We start from the raw sequence: 21,806 nt of genomic DNA, 5'->3' as shown, positions 1-21,806 counted from the left end.
AAAGGTGAGGAGCGATCCTCGCCTTTTTTCATTTTGGCCTCCCCGACGCGTCGCCTGGAGGCCGCCAAGTCCTGGCAGGTGCGGGCGAAAGAAGCAGGCAGCCGGCATGCGGCGGTGTATCATGCTGCGCCACGCAGTGTTGCGCCGTCTGCGGCGAAAACTGAACACCTGTTCCACCCTGATAGAAGCAAGATGACGCAAGCATTCCTCAAATGCGGCAGGTTCCGCCTGCCGGTACAGCAAGGTCGCCGGCCACTGGTCATGGGCATCCTCAACGTGACGCCGGATTCCTTCTCCGACGGCGGACGCCACCAGTCGCTGGAAATGGCCCTGACCCATGCCGAACAGATGATTGCCGACGGTGTGGACATCATCGATATCGGAGGAGAGTCCACCCGTCCCGGTATCGCTCCTCTGTCACTGGAGCAGGAGCTCGAACGCGTCATGCCAGTGATCTACGCGTTGCGCGATTGTGGCAAGCCGCTCTCGCTGGATACCTACAAGCCCGTCGTCATGCGCGAAGCCCTGCTGGCGGAAGTGGACATGATCAACGACATCAACGGTTTTCGCGCCGAAGGCGCCATCGAGGCCGTCAAGGACAGCGAGGCCGGCCTGTGCGTGATGCACATGCAGGGCCAGCCGCAGACCATGCAGCAAGCCCCGGTCTACGATGACGTGGTGGCGGAAGTTGCCCACTTTTTGCAAGGACAGGTGGACCTGATGCGGGCGGCCGGCATCGCGCGCGAACGCATCTGCATCGACCCCGGTTTTGGATTTGGCAAGACAGTGGAGCATAATCTTGCTTTGCTCAAAAATACCCGCAGCCTGATCGATCAAATTGATCTGCCGCTCTTGGCGGGCATGTCGCGTAAATCCATGGTCGGCGCGGTCGTCGGCAAGCCGCTGGAACGGCGCATGGCCGGCAGTATCGGCGCGGCGCTGGCAGCGGCCCAGCAGGGCGCAATGATCATCCGCGTGCATGACGTGGCCGAAACCGTCGACGCGCTCACCATGTGGCAGGCCGGGCGCCCGGACAATTGATGCACCGGCGCCGCATGGCCGCCTGCGACAGGCAGCTGCGGCAGTTTCAGGCAGAAATCGGAAGTTGCCCTATTCAAGGCATCAAGGGAGACAGGTCGGCCGTTCGGCCGCCTGCAGGAAAGAGTTAGAGGAAACAACATGGCAGCAAAATATTTCGGCACCGACGGCGTGCGTGGTCGCGTCGGCGTGGCCCCCATCACCCCGGACTTCGTCATGCGTCTGGGCTATGCCGCAGGCAAGGTACTGACCAAGGCCAAGGAAGGCGCGGCCCGCCGCACGGTCCTCATCGGCAAGGACACCCGGATTTCCGGCTACATGCTGGAAGCCGCCCTGGAAGCCGGTTTTGCCGCAGCGGGCGTGGATGTCTGGCTGGCCGGACCGATCCCCACCCCGGCTGTGGCCTATTTGACCCGCGCCTTGCGGCTCTCGGCCGGTGTGGTGATATCCGCTTCGCATAATCCGTATCATGACAATGGCATCAAGTTCTTCTCCGCCAGCGGCAACAAGCTGCCGGACGCCGTCGAAGCCGATATCGAGGCGGCACTGGAGCAGCCCATGGAATGCGTGCCCTCCGAGAAGCTGGGCAAGGCACGTCGTCTCAACGATGCCGCCGGTCGCTACATCGAATTCTGCAAGAGCACCTTCCCCGGTGCCATGGACCTGCGCGGCATGCGCCTGGTGGTCGATTGCGCCCATGGCGCGGCCTACAACATCGCCCCTCACGTGTTCCATGAACTGGGTGCCGAGGTCATCACCATCGGTAACCAGCCCGATGGCCTGAACATCAACGAGGACTGCGGTGCCACCGCGCCCAAGACCCTGGTGGCGTCGGTGCGCGAATACCGTGCCGACCTGGGCATCGCGCTCGACGGCGATGCCGACCGCCTGATCATGGTCGACGACAGCGGCCGCATCTACAACGGCGACGAACTGCTGTACCTGATGGTCAAGGACAGGCTGGCCACCGGCGCGATCGATGGCGCGGTCGGCACGCTCATGACCAACATGGCCCTGGAGGTCGCCTTCAAGAAAATGGGCGTGCCCTTCGCGCGTGCCAAGGTGGGCGACCGCTATGTGCTGGAAGTGCTGCAGGAAAAGGGCTGGCTGCTGGGTGGCGAGGGTTCCGGTCACCTGCTGGCGCTGGACAAGCACACCACCGGCGACGGCATCGTCTCGGCGCTGCAGGTGCTGTCGGCCCTCAAGCGCGCAGGCCAGACCCTGGCGCAGATGACGGCGGACATCAGCATGTATCCGCAGTCGCTGATCAACGTGAAGATCCCTGCCGGCTACGACTGGAAATCCAATACCGCCCTGCAGGCGGAAAAGGCGGCCGTGGAAGAGCAGCTCGGCGAGCGTGGACGCGTACTGCTGCGCCCCTCCGGTACCGAGCCCCTGATCCGCGTGATGGTGGAAGCCCAGGAGGCCGAGCTGGCGCGCAGCATGGCGCAGCGTATCGCCGCCAAGGTGCTCTGAGTTCTTCCTGTTTCGGACTGCGGACGATGTCAAAAGAGCTAGCCCAAATCCTCATGGTGGAAGACGAACCCAGCATCGCGGAGCTATTGCGCTTCACGATGCAGGGGGCTGGTTTCGCCACCACCATTGCCACCGATGTGGCCCAGGCCCGCAAGTTCATTGCCGAGGCGCTGCCCCACGTGATCCTGCTGGACTGGATGTTGCCGGACAGCTCGGGCCTGGTGTTGCTCAGCGAATTGCGCCGCGATCCGCGCACCGCCGCGCTGCCGGTCATCATGCTGACCGCAAAGGGCATGGAAGAAGACAAGGTCAAGGGCTTGAACGAGGGCGCCGATGACTACGTGACCAAGCCCTTCTCACCCAAGGAGCTGGTGGCGCGGGTGCAGGCGCTGTTACGCCGCAAGACCCCCGAGATCGGCAGCCAGGTGCTGCGGTATCGCGACATTGGCATCGACGTCGAGCGGCGCGAAGTCTCGGTCGGTGGCCGGCCGGTGACGCTGGACCAGGCCGAATTCAAGCTGCTGCGCTATCTGGTGGCCCACCCGGAACGCATCTTTTCGCGCGCCCAGTTGCTGGACAAGGTGTGGGGTGACCATACCTTCATCGAAGAACGCACGGTGGACGTGCATATCATGCGTCTGCGCAAATCGCTGGGCGATCTCGCGCATTACGTGCAGACGGTGCGTGGCATGGGCTACAAGCTCAGCGGCGAGCAATGATCGCCTCTCAGGTAGTCGGCGTGCGCCGCTGAAGCCGCATCATGAAAGAAGCGATCCGAGGATCGCTTTTTTCATGGCGGCTCCCTCTCGCCAGGCTCAGTCCAGCGGCACGCTGCGATAGCGGTTGACCTCCGAGGCCGACACCCATCCGCCCTGATTACCCCAGCTGTTGAGCACATAGGACAGTACCGCCGCCACCTCAGAATCGCTTAGTTGCGGCCCGAAGGGCGGCATGCCGAAGGGATAGGGATTGCCGGTCGTGGATGGCGGAAAGCCGCCATTGAGCACGGTGCGAATCGCATTGAGCGGTTGTGGCCCGGCGATGGCATGGTTGCCCGCCAGCGGCGGATAATCGGGCGCGCTACCCTGGCCCTTGCCGCCATGACAGTCCACGCACAGTGATCCGTAGAGCTTCTGGCCCTGCTTGAGGATGCGTTCGGCCTCCGCCGGCTCCGGGCGCGGTGTGCCGGAGGCGGCCGAACTTTCCGATGAGGGTGCCGGCAGCGTCTTGAGGTAGACGCTGATGGCCGAGATGTCGCTATCGGTCAGATATTGCAGGCTGCGGCCGACGATCTCCGACATGGGGCCCAGCGCCGTACCGCGAGGCGATACCCCGGTCTTGAGCAGGGCGGCAATATCGGCCTCGCTCCAGCTTCCCAATCCCTTTTCACCGCCATGCAGTGGCGGCGCATACCATGCCAGCGCCGGTATCACGCCGCCCTCCAGGGCCAGCGGCGCCAGGCTCGCGCCCAGAGCGTTGCGTGCGCTATGGCAGGCGCTGCAATGGCCGGCGCCCTGGACCAGGTAGGCGCCACGGTTCCATTGCGCATCGCGTGCCGGGTCGGGCGTGAAGCTGCCCGGTTTGAAATACAAGGCACGCCACAGCGCCAGCAGCATGCGCTGGTTGTAGGGGAAGCGCAGTGCATGATCGCGATTGGGCTGATTGACCGGCGGCAGGCTCTGCAGATAGGCGAAGAGGGCATCGCTGTCGTCGCGGCTCATCCGGGTGTAGCTGGTATAGGGGAAGGCCGGATAGAGGAAGCGGCCATCGCGGCCCCGCCCGTGATGCAGCGCGCGCCAGAAATCGTCGCGGCTCCAATTGCCGATGCCGGTGGCTTTGTCCGGCGTGATGTTGCTGGTGTAGAGCGTGCCGAAGGGGCTGGCGATGGCGCGTCCACCGGCATATCCCGCTCCGCCGCGCACGGTGTGGCAGGCCATGCAATTGCCGGCCTGCGCCAGGTATTGGCCCTTGAGCCGCTGCGCCTGCGGATCACTGACCGCAGAGGCCACGCCCGGGTCCTCGCTGCCCAGGCTCTGCCAGGCCACCACGCCAGCCAGGCCCACCAGCGTGCCGGCGGTGCCCAGCAGCAGCCACTTCAGGCCGGTTGTCCAGGGCCGCCTCATGGTATTGCTCCCATCGTGCCAGGCTTCGACACCGCCGGCCCCATGCTGCCGCACTGTGTGGGCAATGGCTTGGCCGGGGCAGCGGCCGGGCGGTAATCCGGTGGAACCGGCTGCGCCGCCAGCCAGCTGCTGGCGGCATTGATGTCTTCCGGGCTCAGGGCGCGGGCGATCTCGCCCATGCAGTCCGGCGCCTTGGCCTTGCGCTCGCCGTTGCGCCAGGCGCCCAGCTGCGCGTTGATGTAATCCTTGGGCAGTCCCAGCAGACCGGGAATGCCCGGTGCCACCCCGCCCAGGCCATCACCATGGCATGCGGCGCAGGCGGGCATGCGCTGCGCGGGCTGGCCGGTGGTGACCAGCTGGCGGCCGCGCTCCAGCACCGTTGCGCTGGCCTCGGTGGTGACTGGCGGCGGGTAGGGCGGGTGCTGGGCGGCGAAGAAGATCGCAATCTGCTGGAGATAGTCGTCCGAGAGATTGGCCAGCAGGTAATTCATCATCGGGTAACGGCGCTGGCCATCCCGGAAACTCTGCAATTGATGCAGCAGATAGCCTTCCGGCTTGCCGGCGATGCGGGGGTAATAGCCGTCGGCGGTGGCGCGCCCCTCCTTGCCATGGCAGACGGTGCAGGCCGCCATGCGTTCGGCCATGCCTGGAATCGCCCTGGCGTCAGGCGCGGTAGCGGGTGATTGGGCCATGGCCGGTCCACATGCAATCCAGGTCCCCAGTGCGATGGCAGCAGTTTTCTTCATATTTGTTATGAGCGGGCGCATCGACCTATTGTAGTGCAAGCCGCCGCAGTGCTTGCGGCTTTGCAAGCCCGGGCGCAGCGGATACAATAGCGGCCTTGCTGCCCCCGTAGCTCAGTGGATAGAGCGATCCCCTCCTAAAGACAATTGGGCAGCGGCTGCCGAAAGGCGCCGCGTGAATGGAGTCAAATTCGGTGAACCCTGACAGCGCCTGGTCGTGACGACCGCGCGGCTGCTGGCAATACCGAGCCAAGCCGGTTTCCGCGAGGATGCCGGAAGGTGTAGAGACTAGACGGCTCCGGTCTAAAGGCCAGTGCATCAATGGCACTGCCCACGATCAAGGTATAGTCCAGACCACAAACAGACTCTGGTGGCGAAAGCCATAGTGGTATGAAGGGATAGGTCACACGTTCGATCCGTGTCGGGGGCACCAGCATAAAAAAAGCGCAGAAGTCATCTTCTGCGCTTTTTCGTTTTCTGCCCCATCCGCTTCATCTCAGTGTGGGGCAGCCTTGCATTTGTCATCCTTCTCTGTCGTCAATGGCCCTGGTTGGTACTGTCCAGGAAGCGGCGCGCATTGTCGCTCTGCGGGCGCGTTCCCGAAGGCGAGGGCGCAGCCCCCGGGCTGCCGGGGGCGCTGCCTGGCACGTTCGGCGCCGGCTGGGCCGTGCCTGGGGCGGCCGGGGTCTGGCTCGGGGTCCAGCCGAAGAAGTTCGAGATCGCATCCACCACCGTCACGCCCACATTGGTCACCAGACCGTTGTTGGGTGTGAAGTTGTCATAGTAGGGCTCGCCATCGATGAAGCGGATGCCATCGGGGGCCGGCTGGTCGAACTGCGGCACGCCCTTCAAGGCCTTGGCCATGTAATCCACCCAGATCGGCAGCGCCAGCTGGGCGCCGAATTCCATGCCACCCAGGCTCTTGGGCTGGTCATACCCCATCCACACCACGGTGGCCAGCGTGCGCTGGTAGCCGGCAAACCAGCCATCCACGGCGTCGTTGGTGGTACCGGTCTTGCCGGCCAGGTCGGTACGGCCGATGCTGTTGCTGCGTGCGCCGGTGCCGCGCTGGGCCACGGACTTGAGCAGGTTGGTCATCATGTAGCTGTTGCGCTCGGCTACCACCCGCGGTGCGCCGTTGCCGACGATCAGCGGTTCCGCCTTGGACAGCACCTTGCCACGGGCATCGGTGATCTGCGAGATCAGGTAGGGCTGGATCTTGTAGCCGCCATTGGCGAACACCGAATAGGCCGCTGACAACTGCAGCGGATTGGTCTGGCCCGCACCCAGTGCCATAGGCAGATAGGGCGGGACCTTGTCGGCGTCGAAACCGTAGGTGCCGGTGATGAAGTCCTTGGCGTAAGGCACGCCGATGTAGTCCAGCGTGCGGATGGCCACCAGGTTGACCGACTTCTGCAGGGCCGTGCGCACCGTGATCGGGCCGGCCGGGGTTTCGTCATCCTTGGGTTCCCAGTTCGGCTGGCCGGGGCCGGCAGGGTAGGACACCGGAGCATCATTGACGATGGAGGCGGGTGCAAAACCCTTCTCCAGCGCCGCCGAATAGATGAAGGGCTTGAACGTGGAGCCGGGCTGGCGCCAGGCTTGCGTCACGTGGTTGAAGTTGTTCTGGGTGAAGTCGAAACCGCCCACCAGCGCGCGGATGGCACCGTCCTGCGGCACCACCGACACCAGTGCCGCTTCCACCTGCGGCAACTGCACCACCTGCCAGTTCTGCTTGGCATCCTGCATCACGCGGATCAATGCGCCGGGGCCGATGCGCACGTCCTTCTTGGCCTTTTCCGACAGCGCCGATGCCACGAAACGCAGCGCCTCACCCTTGACGCTGATCTTGTCGCCGTTGCGCAGCACCGCGTCGATCTGCTTGGGGCTGGCAGCCACCACCACGGCGGCCAGGATGTCATCGTTGTCCGGGTGGTCGTCCATCACGTCGTCGATGGCGGAGGCACGATCCTCCGCGTTCGAGGGCAGCTCGATGGTCTCTTCCGGACCACGGTAGCCATGCCGACGGTCATAGTCCATCACGCCCTTGCGCACGGCCAGGTAGGCGGCCTGCTGGTCGGCGGCGTTGACGGTGGTATAGACGTTGAAGCCCTGGGTATAGGTGTCTTCCTTGTACTGGGCGTACACCATCTGGCGCACCATTTCATTCACATATTCGGCGTGTACAGTGTACTGGCTGCCCGGCGCGCGCACCTTCAGTTCTTCCTTGGAAGCCTTGTCGTACTGCGCCTGGGTGATAAAGCCCACGTCCAGCATGCGCTGCAGGATGTACTGCTGGCGGATGTGGGCGCGCTTGGGGTTGACGATGGGGTTGTAGGCTGATGGTGCCTTGGGCAGGCCGGCCAGCATGGCGGCTTCGGCCAGGCTGACGTCCTTGAGGTCCTTGCCGAAATAGGTGCGGGCGGCAGCGGCAAAGCCGAAGGCGCGCTGGCCCAGGTAGATCTGGTTCATGTAGACCTCCAGGATCTGGTCCTTGGTCAGGGCATGTTCGATCTTGTTGGCCAGCAGCACTTCATAGAGCTTGCGGGAGAAGGTCTTTTCCTTGGTCAGGAAGACATTGCGCGCCACCTGCATGGTGATGGTGCTGGCCCCCTGCGAGGCGCTGCCGCGCAGCACGTCGGTCACCAGGGCGCGGGCGATGCCGATCCAGTCGATGCCGCCATGTTCGTAGAAGCGATAGTCCTCGATGGCCAGCACGGCGTTCTTCATGTCGGCCGGGATGTCGTCCAGCTTGACCAGGCTGCGCTTTTCTTCACCGAATTCGCCCAGCAAGACCTTGTCTTCGGACCAGATGCGCAGCGGGACCTTGGGCCGGTAATCGGTGATCAGGTCCAGCGAGGGCAGGCGCGGGTTGATGAAGATCAGGGCGTAGACCACCAGCAGCGCGCCGGCGATGCCGAGACCTAAGATGGACAGACCGATGAACTTGGCGATATTGGGATTGAGGAAGCCGCGCTGGCGGCGCAGCGGGTCCGGCAAAGTTGGAAAAGGCATGGGATGAGTGTGAATCGGGATGCGCTATCTTACAGCATCGGGCCACCAGCCCGGCGGACCGGCCGCCGGCAATGCTTTACCAGTTGTAACATCGACCGTTTTCGTCGTTGTAATTCGAGAGAATTTTGTTATTTTTCAGAAATACCGTTGCCGTAGTGACAATCGGGGCCGACTACCCGAGGGCCGCTGGCATTTGGTGGCGTCTTTTGTACATCAAGACAGCGTCAGCGCGCTTAAATCAGCATTTCGCCGGCGCAGTCGGTACAATGCCGCTCTTTCGCCGTTGGTTCTCCTTGGTTCTCTTTTTCAGGCGACTTCGCATCCATCCTGCGCGGCCCAGGCCGTCGCATTCACGCAGATCACGCTACTCACGCTATGGCAGTCATTTCCCTCTCCGACGCACAACTGGCCTTCGGCCACGTCGCGCTCCTCGATCACGCCGAATTCTCGCTGGAGACCGGCGAACGCATCGGCCTGATCGGCCGCAACGGCACCGGCAAGTCTTCGCTCCTGAAGATCATTGCCGGTCGCTCGAAGCTGGACGATGGCCTGCTGGTGATGCAGCAGAACCTGAAGATCGCCTATGTCGACCAGGAGCCGCATTTTCCGGAAGAGATGACGGTGTTCGATGCCGTGGCTTCGGGCCTTGGCGAGCTGCCGGCCCTGCTGGCCGAATATGAAGCCATCACCGGCCAGTTCGGCGGCGACAACGACGATGCCCTGCTGGAGCGCATGCACCAGATCCAGACCGTGCTGGATGCGGCTGACGCCTGGTCCATCGGCAACAAGGTCGAGACCACGCTGGACAAGCTGAACCTGAACCGCGAGGCACGCATCGGCGAACTCTCCGGCGGCATGAAGAAACGCGTGGCCCTGGCCTGCGGCCTGGTGGGCAATCCCGACGTGCTGCTGCTGGACGAGCCGACCAACCACCTGGACTTTGGCTCCATCCTGTGGCTGGAAGGCCTGTTGCGCGACTTCAAGGGCAGCATCCTCTTCATCACCCACGACCGTAGTTTCCTGGACAACGTCTCGACCCGCATCATCGAACTGGATCGCGGCAAGATCCTGTCCTTCCCTGGCAACTTCAGCACCTACCAGGCCCGCAAGGCCGAGCTGCTGGCCAACGAGGAAGTGGAAAATGCCAAGTTCGACAAGTTCCTGGCCCAGGAGGAGGTCTGGATCCGCAAGGGCGTGCAGGCCCGCCGTACCCGCGACGAAGGCCGTGTGCGACGCCTGGAAGCGCTGCGCGTGCAGCGCAGCGAGCGCCGCGACCGGCAAGGTCAGGTCAAGCTGGAAGTGGGCACCGGCGAACGTTCCGGCAAGATCGTGGCGGAACTGGAAAACGTCAACAAGGCCTACGGCCCGAAGACCATCGTGCGCGATTTCAGCACCATCCTCATGCGCGGCGACAAGGTCGGCCTGATCGGCCAGAACGGCGCCGGCAAGACCACGCTGCTCAAGTTGATCCTGGGCGAGGAAGCGCCGGATAGCGGCACCGTCAAGCAGGGGACCAAGATGCAGGTCGCCTATTTCGATCAGATGCGCGCGCAACTGAATGAAGAAACCACGCTGGCTGACACGATTGCCCCGGGCAGCGACTGGGTCGAGGTCAACGGCCAGCGCAAGCACGTGATGACCTACCTGTCGGACTTCCTGTTCGCGCCGGAACGCGCCCGCTCGCCGGTGCGTACGCTCTCCGGTGGTGAACGCAACCGCCTGCTGCTGGCGCGCCTGTTCGCCAAGCCGGCCAACGTGCTGGTGCTGGACGAACCGACCAACGACCTCGACATCGATACCCTGGAACTGCTGGAAGAACTGCTGGAAGAATATCCGGGGACGGTATTCCTGGTCAGCCACGACCGCATGTTCCTGGACAACGTCGTGACCCAGGTGATCGCCGCCGAGGGCAATGGCGTCTGGCGTGAATACGTGGGTGGTTATTCCGACTGGGAGCGCCAGCGTCCGACCACGCAGGCGGCCTCCAAGGCTGGCGGCAAGGCGGCCGACAAGGCCACCGACAGTGGCGAGGTCAAGGCCGAATCGACCATGGCGGCACCGGTGGCTGCGCCCGCGGCCAAGAAGAAGCTGAGCTACAAGGAACAGCGTGAGCTGGAAGAACTGCCCAAGCGCATCGCCGCACTGGAAGCGGAGCAGAAGCAGATTTCCGAGAAGCTGGCCGACCCCGACCTCTACAAGAAGAGTGCCGATGACGCCGTCAAGCTGAACCAGCGTTTCGCCGAGATCGACGAAGAACTGCTGGTCAGCCTGGAGCGCTGGGAAGAGATCGAAGGCAGGAAGTAAGCGCCCTCAGCCTGCGCAGGCCGCTCAGTTCGGCTTGCGCAAGGCTTCGCGCAGGTCGGGCAGCATCTCGCGCAGATTGGGCGCGTCCTCGGCATAGGGGCGCAGGGCCAGGTAGGCTTCCAGATCTTCCAGCGCGGCCTGGGCCATGCCCAGATTGGCGAAGGCCAGTCCGCGGTCGCGCTTTTCGGTGACTTCTTCGGGCAGCAGGATCACCAGGCGTTCCTGCACGTCCAGCACCTGTTGCCAGCGCTGGCTTTCCATGAAGATCGCTTTCAGGTTGCGCAACATGCGCGCCAGGATTTCGCGTGGATGAGCCGCCCGCAGATAGGCCGCCAGGGGCAGCTCGTCGCCGAACTCTTCTTCCGGCTGATGGGCCAGGAAGGGCTCCAGACGCTCTTCCAGTTCTTCCCGCGACAGGCTGGAACCGTTCATGGGGTCCAGCACGATTTCACCCGACTGTACCGATAACTTCATCAGGAAGTGGCCAGGGAATGAAACCCCCTTCATGTCCAGCCCGATCTGCTGGGCCAGTTCGATATAGACTACCGCCAGCGAGATAGGGATGCCGCGCCGGGTCGAGATCACCCGGTGGATGTAGCTGTTGTCGGGGTCGTAGTAATTGTTGACGTTGCCGGCGAAGGCCATTTCCTGGAAGAAGAACTGGTTCAGCATGCGCAACTTCTGGATTTGCGACGCATCCGGAGGGAGTCGCTGCCTGAGCTTGAGCGCCAGGGTGTCGAGCGCCATTTCCTCTTCAGCGAAATCCATTTCGGGATAGAAATCCTGTCCCAACGTCAGGGCGGATTCGAACAAGGGAATCGAATCGTCCTGGCGCACCAGCGAAGCAAAATAGTCGAGGGAGGTGAGCGTCATGACACCCATGCTATCAAAATATTGCGCGCTGCGTCAGGTCTGCCTGGAGGGGAGTGAAATTTGTTGTTTCACTCCACCGTTTTCTTTTGCTGAAGCGACTGGAAGGCTGGTTCAGCGGCTCAGCGGCGCGCGATCCGCTTGAATTCGCGCAGCCGGAAACCCATCGCAAACAGGGGGCCGAAGTAGGCAGCTGCACAGACCCCCAGTACCAGCATCAACGCGCCGATGCGCAGCAGCGGATGGGCGCGCAGGGCGACCCAGTCGAAGTGGCCGGCGATCCACAAGGCCACTCCGGCCATCACCAGCAAGGCGCCGCATAGACGCACCAGGAACAGGCCCCAGCCCGGTCGCGGCACGTAGATCTGGCGCCGGCGCAGGCCGATGAACAGGCACAGCGCATTGAGGCAGGCGCCCAGCCCGATCGACAGCGCCAGGCCGGCATGAGCGAAGATCGGCACGAACAGGCTGTTCATGGCCTGGGTGGCGATGAGCACGCCCACGGCGATGATCACCGGGGTGCGGATATCCTGCTTGGCATAGAAACCGGGCGCCAGGATCTTGACCAGGATCAGTCCGATCAGGCCCACGCCATAGGCCACCAGTGCGTGGCCGACCATGGTGACGGAAAGCGCGTCGAAACGTCCGTAGTGGAACAGGGTGGCGGTCAGCGGTTCGGAGAGCGTGGCCAGTCCTACCGCGGCCGGCATGGCCAGCATGAAGGTCAGCCGCAGGCCCCAGTCCAGCAGGGCCGAGTACTCCTCCATGTCCTGCGCGGCGTGGGCGTTGGACAGGCTGGGCAGCAGGATGGTCCCCAGGGCGACGCCCAGCAGGGCGGTGGGGAATTCCATCAGGCGGTCGGCATAGGTCAGCCAGGAGACGCTGCCGTGCTCCAGGCGCGAGGCGATGTTGGTATTGATCATCAGGCTGATCTGCGCGGCCGAGACGGCAAAGACGGCCGGCCCCATCTTCTTCAACACCCGTTTGACGCCCTCGTCGCGCAACCCGAGCATGGGATTCCAGTACAGGCGCGGCAGCATGCCGATCTTCACCAGTGCCGGCACCTGGATGGCCACCTGCAGCACGCCGCCCACCAGCACGGCGAAGGCCATGGCGTAGATGGGCTGCTCCATGAAGGGCGCCACGAACAGCGAGGCCACGATGAAGGCCACGTTGAGCAGCACCGAGGTCACGGCCGGGATCTTGAATTCCTTCCAGGTATTGAGGATGCCCCCGGCCAGCGCCACGAAGGCCATGAAGCCGATGTAGGGAAACATGATGCGGGTCATCAGCACCGAGGCGTGGAAGGCGTCCGGGTTGTATTGCAGGCCGGTGGCGATGAAATAGACCACGAAGGGGGTGGCCACGATGCCGGCCACGCAGGTGATGAGCATCACCCACATCAGGGCGGTGGCGACATGGTCGATCAGCTGCCTGGTCTCTTCGATACCGCGGCGGTTCTTGTATTCGGCCAGGATGGGCACGAAGGCCTGCGAGAACGCGCCTTCGGCGAACAGGCGGCGCAGCAGGTTGGGAATACGGAAGGCGATGTTGAAGGCGTCGGTGTAGGCGGAGGCGCCGAAGGCGCGGGCAAACAGGATTTCCCGGACCAGTCCGGTGATGCGCGAGAGCATCGTCATGCCGGAAATGGCGGCTAGCGTTTTATGCAAGTTCATGGAGCGGCATTATAGCGGGGGCCTTGCGGCGGCGGCCGCAATCGCGGCCCTGGTTCCGGTGCGCCTGCAGGCCTGGACCGGCGATGCGCAGCGGGTGGAGGTAGAGTCGCCGGGTGGATGGCAGGTTCGATGCTGGATGACAATTTCTTTGCGACAATCCAGCCGTCGCTGAACCTGCATGCCGGCCGATGCAGGGCTGTTTACGGCAGTTCAGCGACAGAAGAGGACAAGTTGATTGCCTTGTCGGGTGAATCTGGTTATAATCCGATGCTTTACAGAATTTGGCATCGCGAGTCCTCGGGGTTTGCGGCGCAAACGACTCTCGATTTAGGATAATTTTCATGGCAAATACCGCACAGGCACGTAAGCGTGCTCGTCAAGCAGTCAAGCAAAACGCTCACAACTCGAGCCAGCGCTCGACCCTGCGCACCGCAATCAAGGCAGTTCGCAAGGCCATCGCCGCCGGCGACAAGGCTGCAGCAACCTCCGTGTTCCAATCTTCCGTGTCGACCATCGACAGCATCGCCGACAAGAAGATCATCCACAAGAACAAGGCTGCTCGCCACAAGAGCCGTCTGGCTGCTGCCCTGAAGGCCCTGGCTGCTTAATTGCTGCATGGCTTGAGCTGAAGCGCGGTTCACCCGCTTCAGACTGCAGTACAAGAAAACCGCTTGCTTGCAAGCGGTTTTTTGCGTTTGTCGCCCGTGTTTTACCCGTTTGTCGCGACTTGTTCCTGCCGGTTTGTGGTGGCCGGCACGGCAGGCCACCCGCCTGCCGCTCCTGCTGACCACCTTGCTTACTGGGGCAGGCCTTCGATCTTGGTGCCGGGCTTGATGTTCTTTTGCTTGAACCAGCCCTTGTTCATCTCCAGCGCATAGACCGCTGCGCGTTTCGCACAATGCGAATCCAGGGTCTGTTCCTTCATTTCCTCGATGTTGATGATGACACCTTTTTCATCCATGAAGGCCACCGACAGGGGAATCAGCGTATTTTTCATCCACATGCAGACTCCTGCCGGCTGACCGAACAGGAACAGCATGCCTTCGTTGTCCCCCATCTTGTCGCGGAACATCAGGCCTTGCTCGCGCTCGGCTTCGGACTGCGCCACTTCGGCCTTGATCAGGTGGATGCCGATGTTGAGCTGGGTGGTGGGGAACTTGCGGACCGGCGTCTGGGCGCTGGCAGTGGTGCTGGCGAGGCAGCCGATGGCCAGCGCGGCAGCGGCGGCGAGGCGCAAGAGGGCGGGGCGGAAAAGTGAAGATTGGCGCATGTTCAATATCTATCGTGGATCAGGTCGGACGAAGAGCAGGCAGCATAGCAGGTGCCGGGCCGGGTGCGACAGTGGATGAGCAGCCAGCCGGCAAAAGCGTGCGGGCATGAAAAAAGGCAGGACCAGCCTGCCTTTTCTTGATGCGGACGCTAATTACTTAGCTTCAGCTGCCTTCTTTGCCTTCTTGGCCTTTTTGGCCTTCTTGGCCTTCTTAGCCTTCGGAGCAGCGGCTTCAGCCTTCGGCGCTTCCGGAGCGGCCGGAGCTTGTGCGAAAGCAGCAGTGGCGAACAGACCAGCGATCAGAGCGGCGATCAATTTTTTCATTTTGCGTCCTTCAATTCAACATGTTAGGGATGTGAGGCAAACGATGATTCGTGCGAATCAATGCCAATAACGGCGGGCGCGGATGAAGGTTGACATTGATTTTGATCTTTTTTGCGGGGATTGATGAAGAATCATGCACTCTGCCACAATAAAATGTTGTTGGAGTGACTAGTATTTTGGGGCCTGGCCTGTTCAGGATGGGGCGTCCAGTGCTGCCGGATCGACCTCGCGCCATTCGCCGGGCATCAGAGGATGGCTTGCCAGCGAGAACGGCCCGATCGCGATGCGCACCAGGCGCAGCGTCGGCAGGCCTACGGCAGCCGTCATCCGGCGCACCTGGCGGTTCTTGCCTTCGCTGATGGTCAGTGCGATCCAGCTGGTCGGCTGGTTCTGGCGCTGGCGGATCGGTGGTGAGCGGGGCCACAGCCAGGGCGGTTCCTGGATCAGTCGGGCCTGGCTTTGCTGGGTCACGAAATCGCCCAGGTCCAGCGGGTTGCTCAAGCGTTGCAGCGCCTCCGGGCTGGCCTGGCCTTCCACCTGGGCCAGATAGGTCTTGGGCTGCTTGCGCCGGGGATGGGCAATGGCATGCTGCAGCTTGCCGTCGTCGGTGAGCAGGAGCAGGCCCTCGCTGTCGGCGTCCAGCCGGCCGGCGGGATAGACATTGGGAATATCGATGTAGTTAGCCAGGGTCTGGCGTTCGGGGTGGGCCGAGAACTGGCTCATCACCTGGAAAGGTTTGTTGAATAAGATCAGAGGCATGCGCTAGTGTCGCAAAAACATGGCATTCCGTAAAATCCTGATGCATAATCGATCGCGGATGTCCTGTATCTTATATAAGACTTTGCGCGTGCATTCCGGAATTTCCCCGACTCAAACCGTGGAAATCTCTTAAAATTCCCCGCTTGTATGACAATCCAGGTAATGGCGACCTGCTGGTCGCCTGGTCCGGATTGCCGCTGATGCCTTCTATCCCTTCTATCGCCACCGCCTCAACCGTCGGAGACCACGATGTCGTACCAACATATCCAAGTGCCTGCTGAAGGGCGCAAGATCACCGCCAACGCCGATGACACCCTCAATGTCCCCAATAACCCCATCATCCCCTTCATCATGGGCGATGGCGTGGGCGTGGATGTGACGCCGGTGATGCTCAAGGTGGTCGATGCCGCCGTGGAAAAGGCCTACGGTGGCGCGCGCAAGATCCACTGGATGGAAATCTACGCCGGCGAAAAGTCGACCCGGCTGTATGGTCCCGATGTCTGGCTGCCGGATGAAACCCTGGACGTGCTCAAGGAATACCTGGTCTCGATCAAGGGGCCCCTGTCCACGCCGGTCGGCGGCGGTATCCGCTCGCTCAACGTGACCATGCGCCAGCAGCTGGACCTGTATGTCTGCCTGCGGCCGGTGCGTTACTTCAAGGGCGTGCCTTCACCGCTGCGCGAGCCGGAGAAGACCGACATGGTGATCTTCCGCGAGAACTCCGAGGATATCTACGCCGGCATCGAATGGCAGGCTGGCACGCCGGAAGTGAAGAAACTGATCGAACTGCTGACCCGCGAGATGGGCGTCAAGAAGCTGCGCTTCCCGGAGACCTCTGCGCTGGGCATCAAGCCGGTCTCGCGCGAAGGTACCGAGCGCCTGGTGCGCAAGGCGATCCAGTACGCCATCGATCACGACAAGCCCTCGGTCACCCTCGTCCACAAGGGCAATATCATGAAGTACACCGAAGGGGCCTTCCGTGACTGGGGTTATGCCCTGGCGGGCCGCGAATTCGGTGCCGAGCTGATCGACGATGGCCCGTGGATGCGCCTGAAGAATCCCAAGACCGGTCGCCAGATCGTGATCAAGGATGCGATCACCGATGCCTTCTTCCAGCAGGTGCTGATGCGCCCGGCGGAATACAGCGTCATTGCCACCATGAACCTGAACGGCGACTACATCTCCGACGCCGTGGCGGCCCAGGTCGGCGGCATCGGCATCGCGCCGGGTGCCAACATGTCCGACTCCGTGGCCGTGTTTGAAGCCACTCACGGGACCGCGCCCAAGTACGCCGGCAAGGACTATGTGAACCCCGGCTCCAGCATTCTCTCGGCAGAAATGATGCTGCGCCACATGGGCTGGATCGAAGCGGCCGAACTGATCGTGACCGCGATGCAGAAGTCGGTCTCTGCCAAGCGCGTGACCTATGATTTCGCCCGTCTGCTGGAAGGCGCGACCCAGGTTTCGTGCTCCGGCTTCGGCGAAGCCATGATCGAAAACATGTAAGGCCGTCAGACTGCTTCCGGTAGAGATTCGGGTTGCGAAGATGACGAAAAAACAACAGCCGGCAATGTCCGGCTGTTTGTTTTTGGGAAGAAGGGGAAGGGCGATAAGGCCGCGATGCGCATTGCACCACCAGCGCGCCCAATGAAAAAAGCCCTGCAATGCAGGGCTTTTAAGAGCATACCGGGGTTTAAGCGGCGTTCTGGATGTTCGATGCTTGCTTGCCTTTGGGGCCTTGCGTAACGTCAAACTGGACTTTTTGACCTTCTTTCAGGGTCTTGAAGCCGTTCATCTGGATTGCGGAGAAGTGAGCGAACAGATCTTCGCCGCCGTCATCCGGAGTGATAAAGCCAAAGCCTTTGGAATCATTGAACCACTTGACAGTACCTGTTGCCATAAAAGCATCTTTCAAATATTAACTATCACACGAGCCGTCAAAGCAAGAAGCATCGCGCGTCACGCAGCCCCCCTTAAACCGTGCCCCCTTCGCATCGATCAGTTGTTACATTTGGTAACTACTAATCAATGAATTTGCATTGTTCTCGGTCGAAATCCAAAAGTCAAGCAGTTTTCATCTCAAAGTTTATGGGCTTGTTTGGGAGATAGCGCAGGATCCCCTTGATTTAGGATAAATCATCGTCATCTGCGCAAGGTCCGGAAAACAAGTAATATCTATCTCATCTAGAGGTTACGAGATCATTGTGCGTTGCACAGCTTTTGATGGTCCAATAAACGCATGGCAACCAAGCACGTAAATGATGGCGGTACAGTCCTGGAACGGCAGGAGGCCAAACTCAAGCCGCCCGCGATGTACCAGGTTTTTTTGTTGAACGATGACTATACGCCGATGGAATTCGTCGTCGCAGTCATCCAGCAGTATTTCAACAAGGACCGTGAAACCGCGACGCAGATCATGCTCAAGGTTCACCGCGATGGGAAGGGAATGTGTGGTGTGTATCCCAAAGATATCGCATCCACTAAAGTGGAACTCGTTTTAACCCACGCTCGAAAGGCAGGGCACCCCCTGCAATGCGTGATGGAGGAAGCATGATTGCGCAGGAACTCGAAGTCAGTTTGCATATGGCCTTTGTCGAAGCCAGACAATCGCGTCATGAATTCATTACCGTGGAGCACTTGCTGCTGGCGTTGCTGGACAACCCGTCGGCCGCCGAAGTGTTGCGCGCCTGCTCGGTGAACATTGACGATCTGCGCAAGACGCTGACCAATTTCATCACCGACAATACCCCCACGGTACCCGGTACCAACGAAGTGGACACCCAGCCCACGCTGGGCTTCCAGCGCGTGATCCAGCGCGCCATCATGCACGTGCAGTCGGCGTCCAATGGCAAGAAGGAAGTCACCGGCGCCAACGTGCTGGTGGCCATCTTCGGCGAGAAGGATTCGCACGCGGTGTACTACCTGCACCAGCAGGGAGTGACCCGCCTGGACGTGGTCAATTTCATCTCGCACGGTGTGCGCAAGGACCAGCAGGCCGATCCGCAGAAGGCTCCGGAAGGTGCCGAGGACGTGCAGGCCGAAGGCCAGCAGAAGGAAAGCCCGCTCGACCAGTTCACCCAGAACCTGAACAAGGCCGCCGCCGAAGGCAAGATCGATCCGCTGATCGGCCGCGATTCCGAGGTCGAGCGCGTGATCCAGACCCTGTGCCGTCGCCGCAAGAACAACCCGCTGCTGGTGGGCGAAGCCGGCGTGGGCAAGACCGCCATCGCCGAAGGCCTGGCCTGGCGCGTGACCCAGGGCGATGTGCCGGAGATCTTGAAGAACGCCGTCGTCTACTCGCTGGACATGGGCGCGCTGCTGGCCGGCACCAAGTATCGCGGTGACTTCGAACAACGTCTGAAGGCAGTGTTGAAGCAGTTGAAGGACAGCCCCAACGGCATCCTCTTCATCGACGAAATCCACACTATCATCGGTGCCGGTTCGGCCTCGGGTGGCACGCTGGACGCGTCCAACCTGTTGAAGCCGGCGCTCTCCAGCGGTCAGTTGAAGTGCATCGGTGCGACCACCTATACCGAGTTCCGTGGCGTCTTCGAGAAGGATCACGCGCTGTCGCGTCGCTTCCAGAAGATCGACGTGAACGAACCGACCGTGGAACAGACCGTGCAGATCCTGCGTGGCCTGAAGTCCAAGTTCGAGGAACACCACGGCGTGAAGTATTCCGCTTCGGCGCTGACTTCGGCAGCCGAGCTGGCAGCCCGCTTCATCAACGACCGTCACCTGCCCGACAAGGCCATCGACGTCATCGACGAAGCCGGTGCGGCACAGCGCATCCTGCCCAAGTCCAAGCAGAAGAAGACCATCGGCAAGCCGGAGATCGAGGAAATCATTTCCAAGATCGCCCGCATCCCGCCGCAGTCCGTGAACCAGGATGATCGCGCCAAGCTGCAGACCATTGATCGCGACCTGAAGAACGTCGTCTTCGGTCAGGATCCGGCCATCGAAGCGCTGTCGTCGGCCATCAAGATGGCCCGTGCCGGCCTGGGCAAGACCGACAAGCCGATCGGCTCCTTCCTGTTCTCCGGTCCGACCGGCGTGGGCAAGACCGAAGTGGCCAAGCAACTGGCCTTCATCCTCGGTATCGAGCTGGTGCGTTTCGACATGTCCGAATACATGGAGCGTCATGCCGTGAGCCGCCTGATCGGCGCCCCCCCGGGTTATGTCGGCTTTGACCAGGGCGGCCTGCTGACCGAGGCCGTCAACAAGAAGCCGCATGCCGTGCTGCTGCTGGACGAAATCGAAAAGGCGCACCCCGACATCTTCAACATCCTGTTGCAGGTGATGGACCATGGCACGCTGACCGACAACAACGGTCGCAAGACCGACTTCCGCAACGTGATCATCATCATGACTACCAACGCGGGGGCCGAGAGCCTGCAGAAGCGCACCATCGGCTTCACCGAGAAGAAGGAAGCCGGCGACGAGATGGCGGACATCAAGCGCATGTTCACGCCTGAGTTCCGCAACCGTCTGGATGCCATCATCAGCTTCCGCCCGCTGGACGAGGAAATCATCCTGCGTGTGGTCGACAAGTTCCTCATGCAACTGGAAGAGCAACTGCACGAGAAGAAGGTGGAAGCCGTCTTCTCCGACAGCCTGCGCAAGTTCCTGGGCAAGAAGGGCTTCGATCCGCTGATGGGTGCACGCCCGATGTCGCGCCTGATCCAGGACCTGATCCGCAAGGCGCTGGCCGACGAGCTGCTGTTCGGCAAGCTGGTCAGCGGCGGTCGCGTGACGGTGGAGATGGACGACAAGGAGCAGATCAAGCTGGAATTCCCCGAGGGCGACGATTCGTCCCCGCCGGAAGAGCCGCAGGAAAAGCTCGAAGTCGAATAAGCCTCAGCCAGTAAATCAGCAAGCCATCAAGGCCACTCCGGGAAACCGGAGTGGCCTTTTGTTTTTGGGGCAGGGCGCTTGCGATACCCGCGTCCACACAACAAGATACGCACAACAAAAAACGGCGCGGTCTTCACCGCGCCGTCTCAGGGCAAACCTCAGGCCAAAGAGGCGTGATCAGAAGACTCAGGGTACCAGTGGCTTGCCCGCTTCCTGCTTGGCCTTCACGATCTGCGTGACCTTGTCGATCATCGACAGACGATAAGTGGTCGCCGGATGCAATGCCGTATAGCCATTCGGCACGCTGGCCGGATACTGCTCGGCCAGGCGCTTCCAGAAGGCCGGCACATTGTCGATGTTGTAGCCGGCGCGTGCCAGCAGGTACAGCGACAGGGTATCGGCCGCTGCATCCAGATCCTGCGGATAGACGCGGATGCCGGCCGTGCCGGCGGTGGTGGTCGGGTCCGGATGCGGCAGCAGCAGGTTGTCGATCACCTCCGCGATGGTCGACACCATGCGTTGGCGGATCGCATGGCCGAGGATGTTGTGCGCCATGTCCTTGGCGATCAGATAGGCCAGTTCATCATCTGAACGGGTGAACTTGAGCATGCCCCGGGTGATCAGCACGCGGCGACCATCGGCATAGGTGTTGACGTTGTCGGCATTGCCCAGCTCGATGCTGAAGGCGCAGGCGTAGGTCAGCGGCACGTTGAGCGTGCTGTTCTGGCCGTTGCGTTGCACGCCCAGCGCGATCGGCGCCTGCTTGACCACCAGCGGGCTCAGCAGCACGGCGGCCTGGCGTTCGGCATCGGTGCCCTGCGGCATCGGCTTGCCTGCCACCGACATCAGGAAGTCACCACGCTGGATGCCCGCCTTTTCCGCTCCACTGCCGGGCAGCACGCCGGTAACCTGCAGGCGGTCGTCATAGCCCAGGCTGCGGGCGGTTTCAGCGTATTCGATCGGGAAGGAATACTTGTTCTTGGCGGTAAATCCCAGCAGGTTGCGGGCGTTGCCGCGGCATAGTTGCGCGTTGCTGGTCAGCAGCGGGGCGGCCACGCGATAGAGGCGATCCTGCTGGGCGATCAGTTCACGCAGTTGCGCTTGTTGGGGATTGTCGGCGACCGGCTTGGGTGCCTGGGTCACTACCGTCGGCTTGGCGGGGGCGCTGGCCGGCGCGGTGCCGGGTTCCTGGGTGGCGCAGGCGGCCAGGATGGCCAGCGGCGCCAGGGTGGCGAGGGTTCTTATCTTCTGCCACGCGGGCAGGGGGGGTACGAGCATGCGGTTCTCCATCAATAGGGGCCTGCTGGGTCCGGGGTGTCCCGGACAGGCCATAGGACAGGCTCATCCTTGTCAC

18 protein-coding genes are annotated in these 21,806 nt (G+C 62.0%); 8 read left to right on the top strand and 10 right to left on the bottom strand.

Annotated features, from left to right (window positions below; genetic code table 11):
- Positions 1 to 192: 192 nt before the first annotated feature.
- From folP to ACEOAC_RS18615, 3 genes are all read left to right on the top strand, one after another.
- Positions 193 to 1,041 (top strand): dihydropteroate synthase, encoded by an 849-nt coding sequence (folP, locus tag ACEOAC_RS18625; RefSeq protein WP_413444113.1) that lies wholly within the window; start codon positions 193 to 195, stop codon positions 1,039 to 1,041.
- Between the two features lie 138 nt (positions 1,042 to 1,179).
- Positions 1,180 to 2,514, top strand: coding sequence for a phosphoglucosamine mutase (gene glmM, locus ACEOAC_RS18620; protein WP_006463183.1), 1,335 nt, complete (start codon positions 1,180 to 1,182; stop codon positions 2,512 to 2,514).
- A gap of 26 nt (positions 2,515 to 2,540) precedes the next feature.
- The gene (locus tag ACEOAC_RS18615; protein ID WP_077237791.1) at positions 2,541 to 3,233 is read left to right on the top strand and encodes a winged helix-turn-helix domain-containing protein; all 693 of its coding nucleotides are present in this window, start codon (positions 2,541 to 2,543) and stop codon (positions 3,231 to 3,233) included.
- A gap of 96 nt (positions 3,234 to 3,329) precedes the next feature.
- Here the strand turns inward: ACEOAC_RS18615 and ACEOAC_RS18610 are convergent, their stop codons facing one another.
- The 3 genes from ACEOAC_RS18610 to ACEOAC_RS18600 all read right to left on the bottom strand — a co-directional run bounded on the left by ACEOAC_RS18610 (position 3,330) and on the right by ACEOAC_RS18600 (position 8,395).
- Positions 3,330 to 4,637 carry a c-type cytochrome gene (locus ACEOAC_RS18610; protein ID WP_413444120.1) on the bottom strand — a complete coding sequence of 436 codons (1,308 nt, stop codon included), beginning with the start codon at positions 4,635 to 4,637 and terminating at the stop codon, positions 3,330 to 3,332.
- Positions 4,634 to 5,329: a c-type cytochrome gene (locus ACEOAC_RS18605; RefSeq protein ID WP_413628507.1), complete on the bottom strand. Its 696-nt coding sequence runs from the start codon at positions 5,327 to 5,329 to the stop codon at positions 4,634 to 4,636. Before ACEOAC_RS18605 ends, ACEOAC_RS18610 begins: the two co-directional genes overlap by 4 nt.
- 588 nt (positions 5,330 to 5,917) lie before the next feature.
- A complete protein-coding gene (locus ACEOAC_RS18600) occupies positions 5,918 to 8,395 on the bottom strand; it encodes a penicillin-binding protein 1A (protein ID WP_413628506.1) in 2,478 nt (825 codons plus the stop codon).
- 375 nt (positions 8,396 to 8,770) lie between these two features.
- Here ACEOAC_RS18600 and ACEOAC_RS18595 point away from each other — a divergent pair, with 375 nt between their 5' ends.
- Positions 8,771 to 10,699, top strand: coding sequence for an ATP-binding cassette domain-containing protein (locus tag ACEOAC_RS18595; protein ID WP_413444111.1), 1,929 nt, complete (start codon positions 8,771 to 8,773; stop codon positions 10,697 to 10,699).
- Between the two features lie 24 nt (positions 10,700 to 10,723).
- Here the strand turns inward: ACEOAC_RS18595 and ACEOAC_RS18590 are convergent, their stop codons facing one another.
- On the bottom strand, positions 10,724 to 11,572 hold the full coding sequence (locus ACEOAC_RS18590) for a SirB1 family protein (RefSeq protein ID WP_006463177.1): 849 nt from the start codon (positions 11,570 to 11,572) through the stop codon (positions 10,724 to 10,726).
- 119 nt (positions 11,573 to 11,691) lie between these two features.
- Positions 11,692 to 13,245, bottom strand: coding sequence for a murein biosynthesis integral membrane protein MurJ (gene murJ / locus ACEOAC_RS18585; protein ID WP_241811972.1), 1,554 nt, complete (start codon positions 13,243 to 13,245; stop codon positions 11,692 to 11,694).
- Between the two features lie 341 nt (positions 13,246 to 13,586).
- Between murJ and rpsT the strand changes: the two genes are divergently transcribed.
- The gene (gene rpsT / locus ACEOAC_RS18580; RefSeq protein WP_006463174.1) at positions 13,587 to 13,853 is read left to right on the top strand and encodes a 30S ribosomal protein S20; all 267 of its coding nucleotides are present in this window, start codon (positions 13,587 to 13,589) and stop codon (positions 13,851 to 13,853) included.
- Positions 13,854 to 14,041: 188 nt separating this feature from the next.
- Here the strand turns inward: rpsT and ACEOAC_RS18575 are convergent, their stop codons facing one another.
- The 3 genes from ACEOAC_RS18575 to ACEOAC_RS18565 all read right to left on the bottom strand — a co-directional run bounded on the left by ACEOAC_RS18575 (position 14,042) and on the right by ACEOAC_RS18565 (position 15,598).
- A complete protein-coding gene (locus ACEOAC_RS18575; protein WP_413444110.1) occupies positions 14,042 to 14,515 on the bottom strand; it encodes a DUF192 domain-containing protein in 474 nt (157 codons plus the stop codon).
- A 153-nt stretch (positions 14,516 to 14,668) separates the two neighbouring features.
- Positions 14,669 to 14,839, bottom strand: a complete 171-nt coding sequence (locus ACEOAC_RS18570; RefSeq protein ID WP_006463172.1) for a hypothetical protein — start codon at positions 14,837 to 14,839, stop codon at positions 14,669 to 14,671.
- A gap of 192 nt (positions 14,840 to 15,031) precedes the next feature.
- Positions 15,032 to 15,598, bottom strand: coding sequence for a pseudouridine synthase (locus ACEOAC_RS18565; RefSeq protein WP_413444109.1), 567 nt, complete (start codon positions 15,596 to 15,598; stop codon positions 15,032 to 15,034).
- A gap of 249 nt (positions 15,599 to 15,847) precedes the next feature.
- On the opposite strand from ACEOAC_RS18565, the gene icd reads away from it, so the two are divergent.
- Complete coding sequence (gene icd, locus ACEOAC_RS18560) at positions 15,848 to 17,104, top strand: NADP-dependent isocitrate dehydrogenase (protein WP_006463170.1); 1,257 nt, start codon at positions 15,848 to 15,850, stop codon at positions 17,102 to 17,104.
- 187 nt (positions 17,105 to 17,291) lie between these two features.
- Here icd and ACEOAC_RS18555 read toward each other — a convergent pair whose 3' ends face one another.
- On the bottom strand, positions 17,292 to 17,498 hold the full coding sequence (locus ACEOAC_RS18555; protein WP_006463169.1) for a cold-shock protein: 207 nt from the start codon (positions 17,496 to 17,498) through the stop codon (positions 17,292 to 17,294).
- A 339-nt stretch (positions 17,499 to 17,837) separates the two neighbouring features.
- Between ACEOAC_RS18555 and clpS the strand changes: the two genes are divergently transcribed.
- Positions 17,838 to 18,152: an ATP-dependent Clp protease adapter ClpS gene (gene clpS, locus ACEOAC_RS18550; protein ID WP_006463168.1), complete on the top strand. Its 315-nt coding sequence runs from the start codon at positions 17,838 to 17,840 to the stop codon at positions 18,150 to 18,152.
- On the top strand, positions 18,149 to 20,452 hold the full coding sequence (gene clpA, locus ACEOAC_RS18545; RefSeq protein WP_006463167.1) for an ATP-dependent Clp protease ATP-binding subunit ClpA: 2,304 nt from the start codon (positions 18,149 to 18,151) through the stop codon (positions 20,450 to 20,452). Before clpS ends, clpA begins: the two co-directional genes overlap by 4 nt.
- 186 nt (positions 20,453 to 20,638) lie before the next feature.
- Here the strand turns inward: clpA and ACEOAC_RS18540 are convergent, their stop codons facing one another.
- Positions 20,639 to 21,730, bottom strand: a complete 1,092-nt coding sequence (locus ACEOAC_RS18540) for a M48 family metallopeptidase (protein WP_006463164.1) — start codon at positions 21,728 to 21,730, stop codon at positions 20,639 to 20,641.
- Positions 21,731 to 21,806 lie beyond the last annotated feature (76 nt).

It is taken from the genome of Herbaspirillum frisingense, from assembly GCF_047325095.1.
Lineage (GTDB): Bacteria > Pseudomonadota > Gammaproteobacteria > Burkholderiales > Burkholderiaceae_D > Herbaspirillum > Herbaspirillum frisingense.
This window is presented reverse-complemented; position numbering and strand designations above follow the sequence as displayed.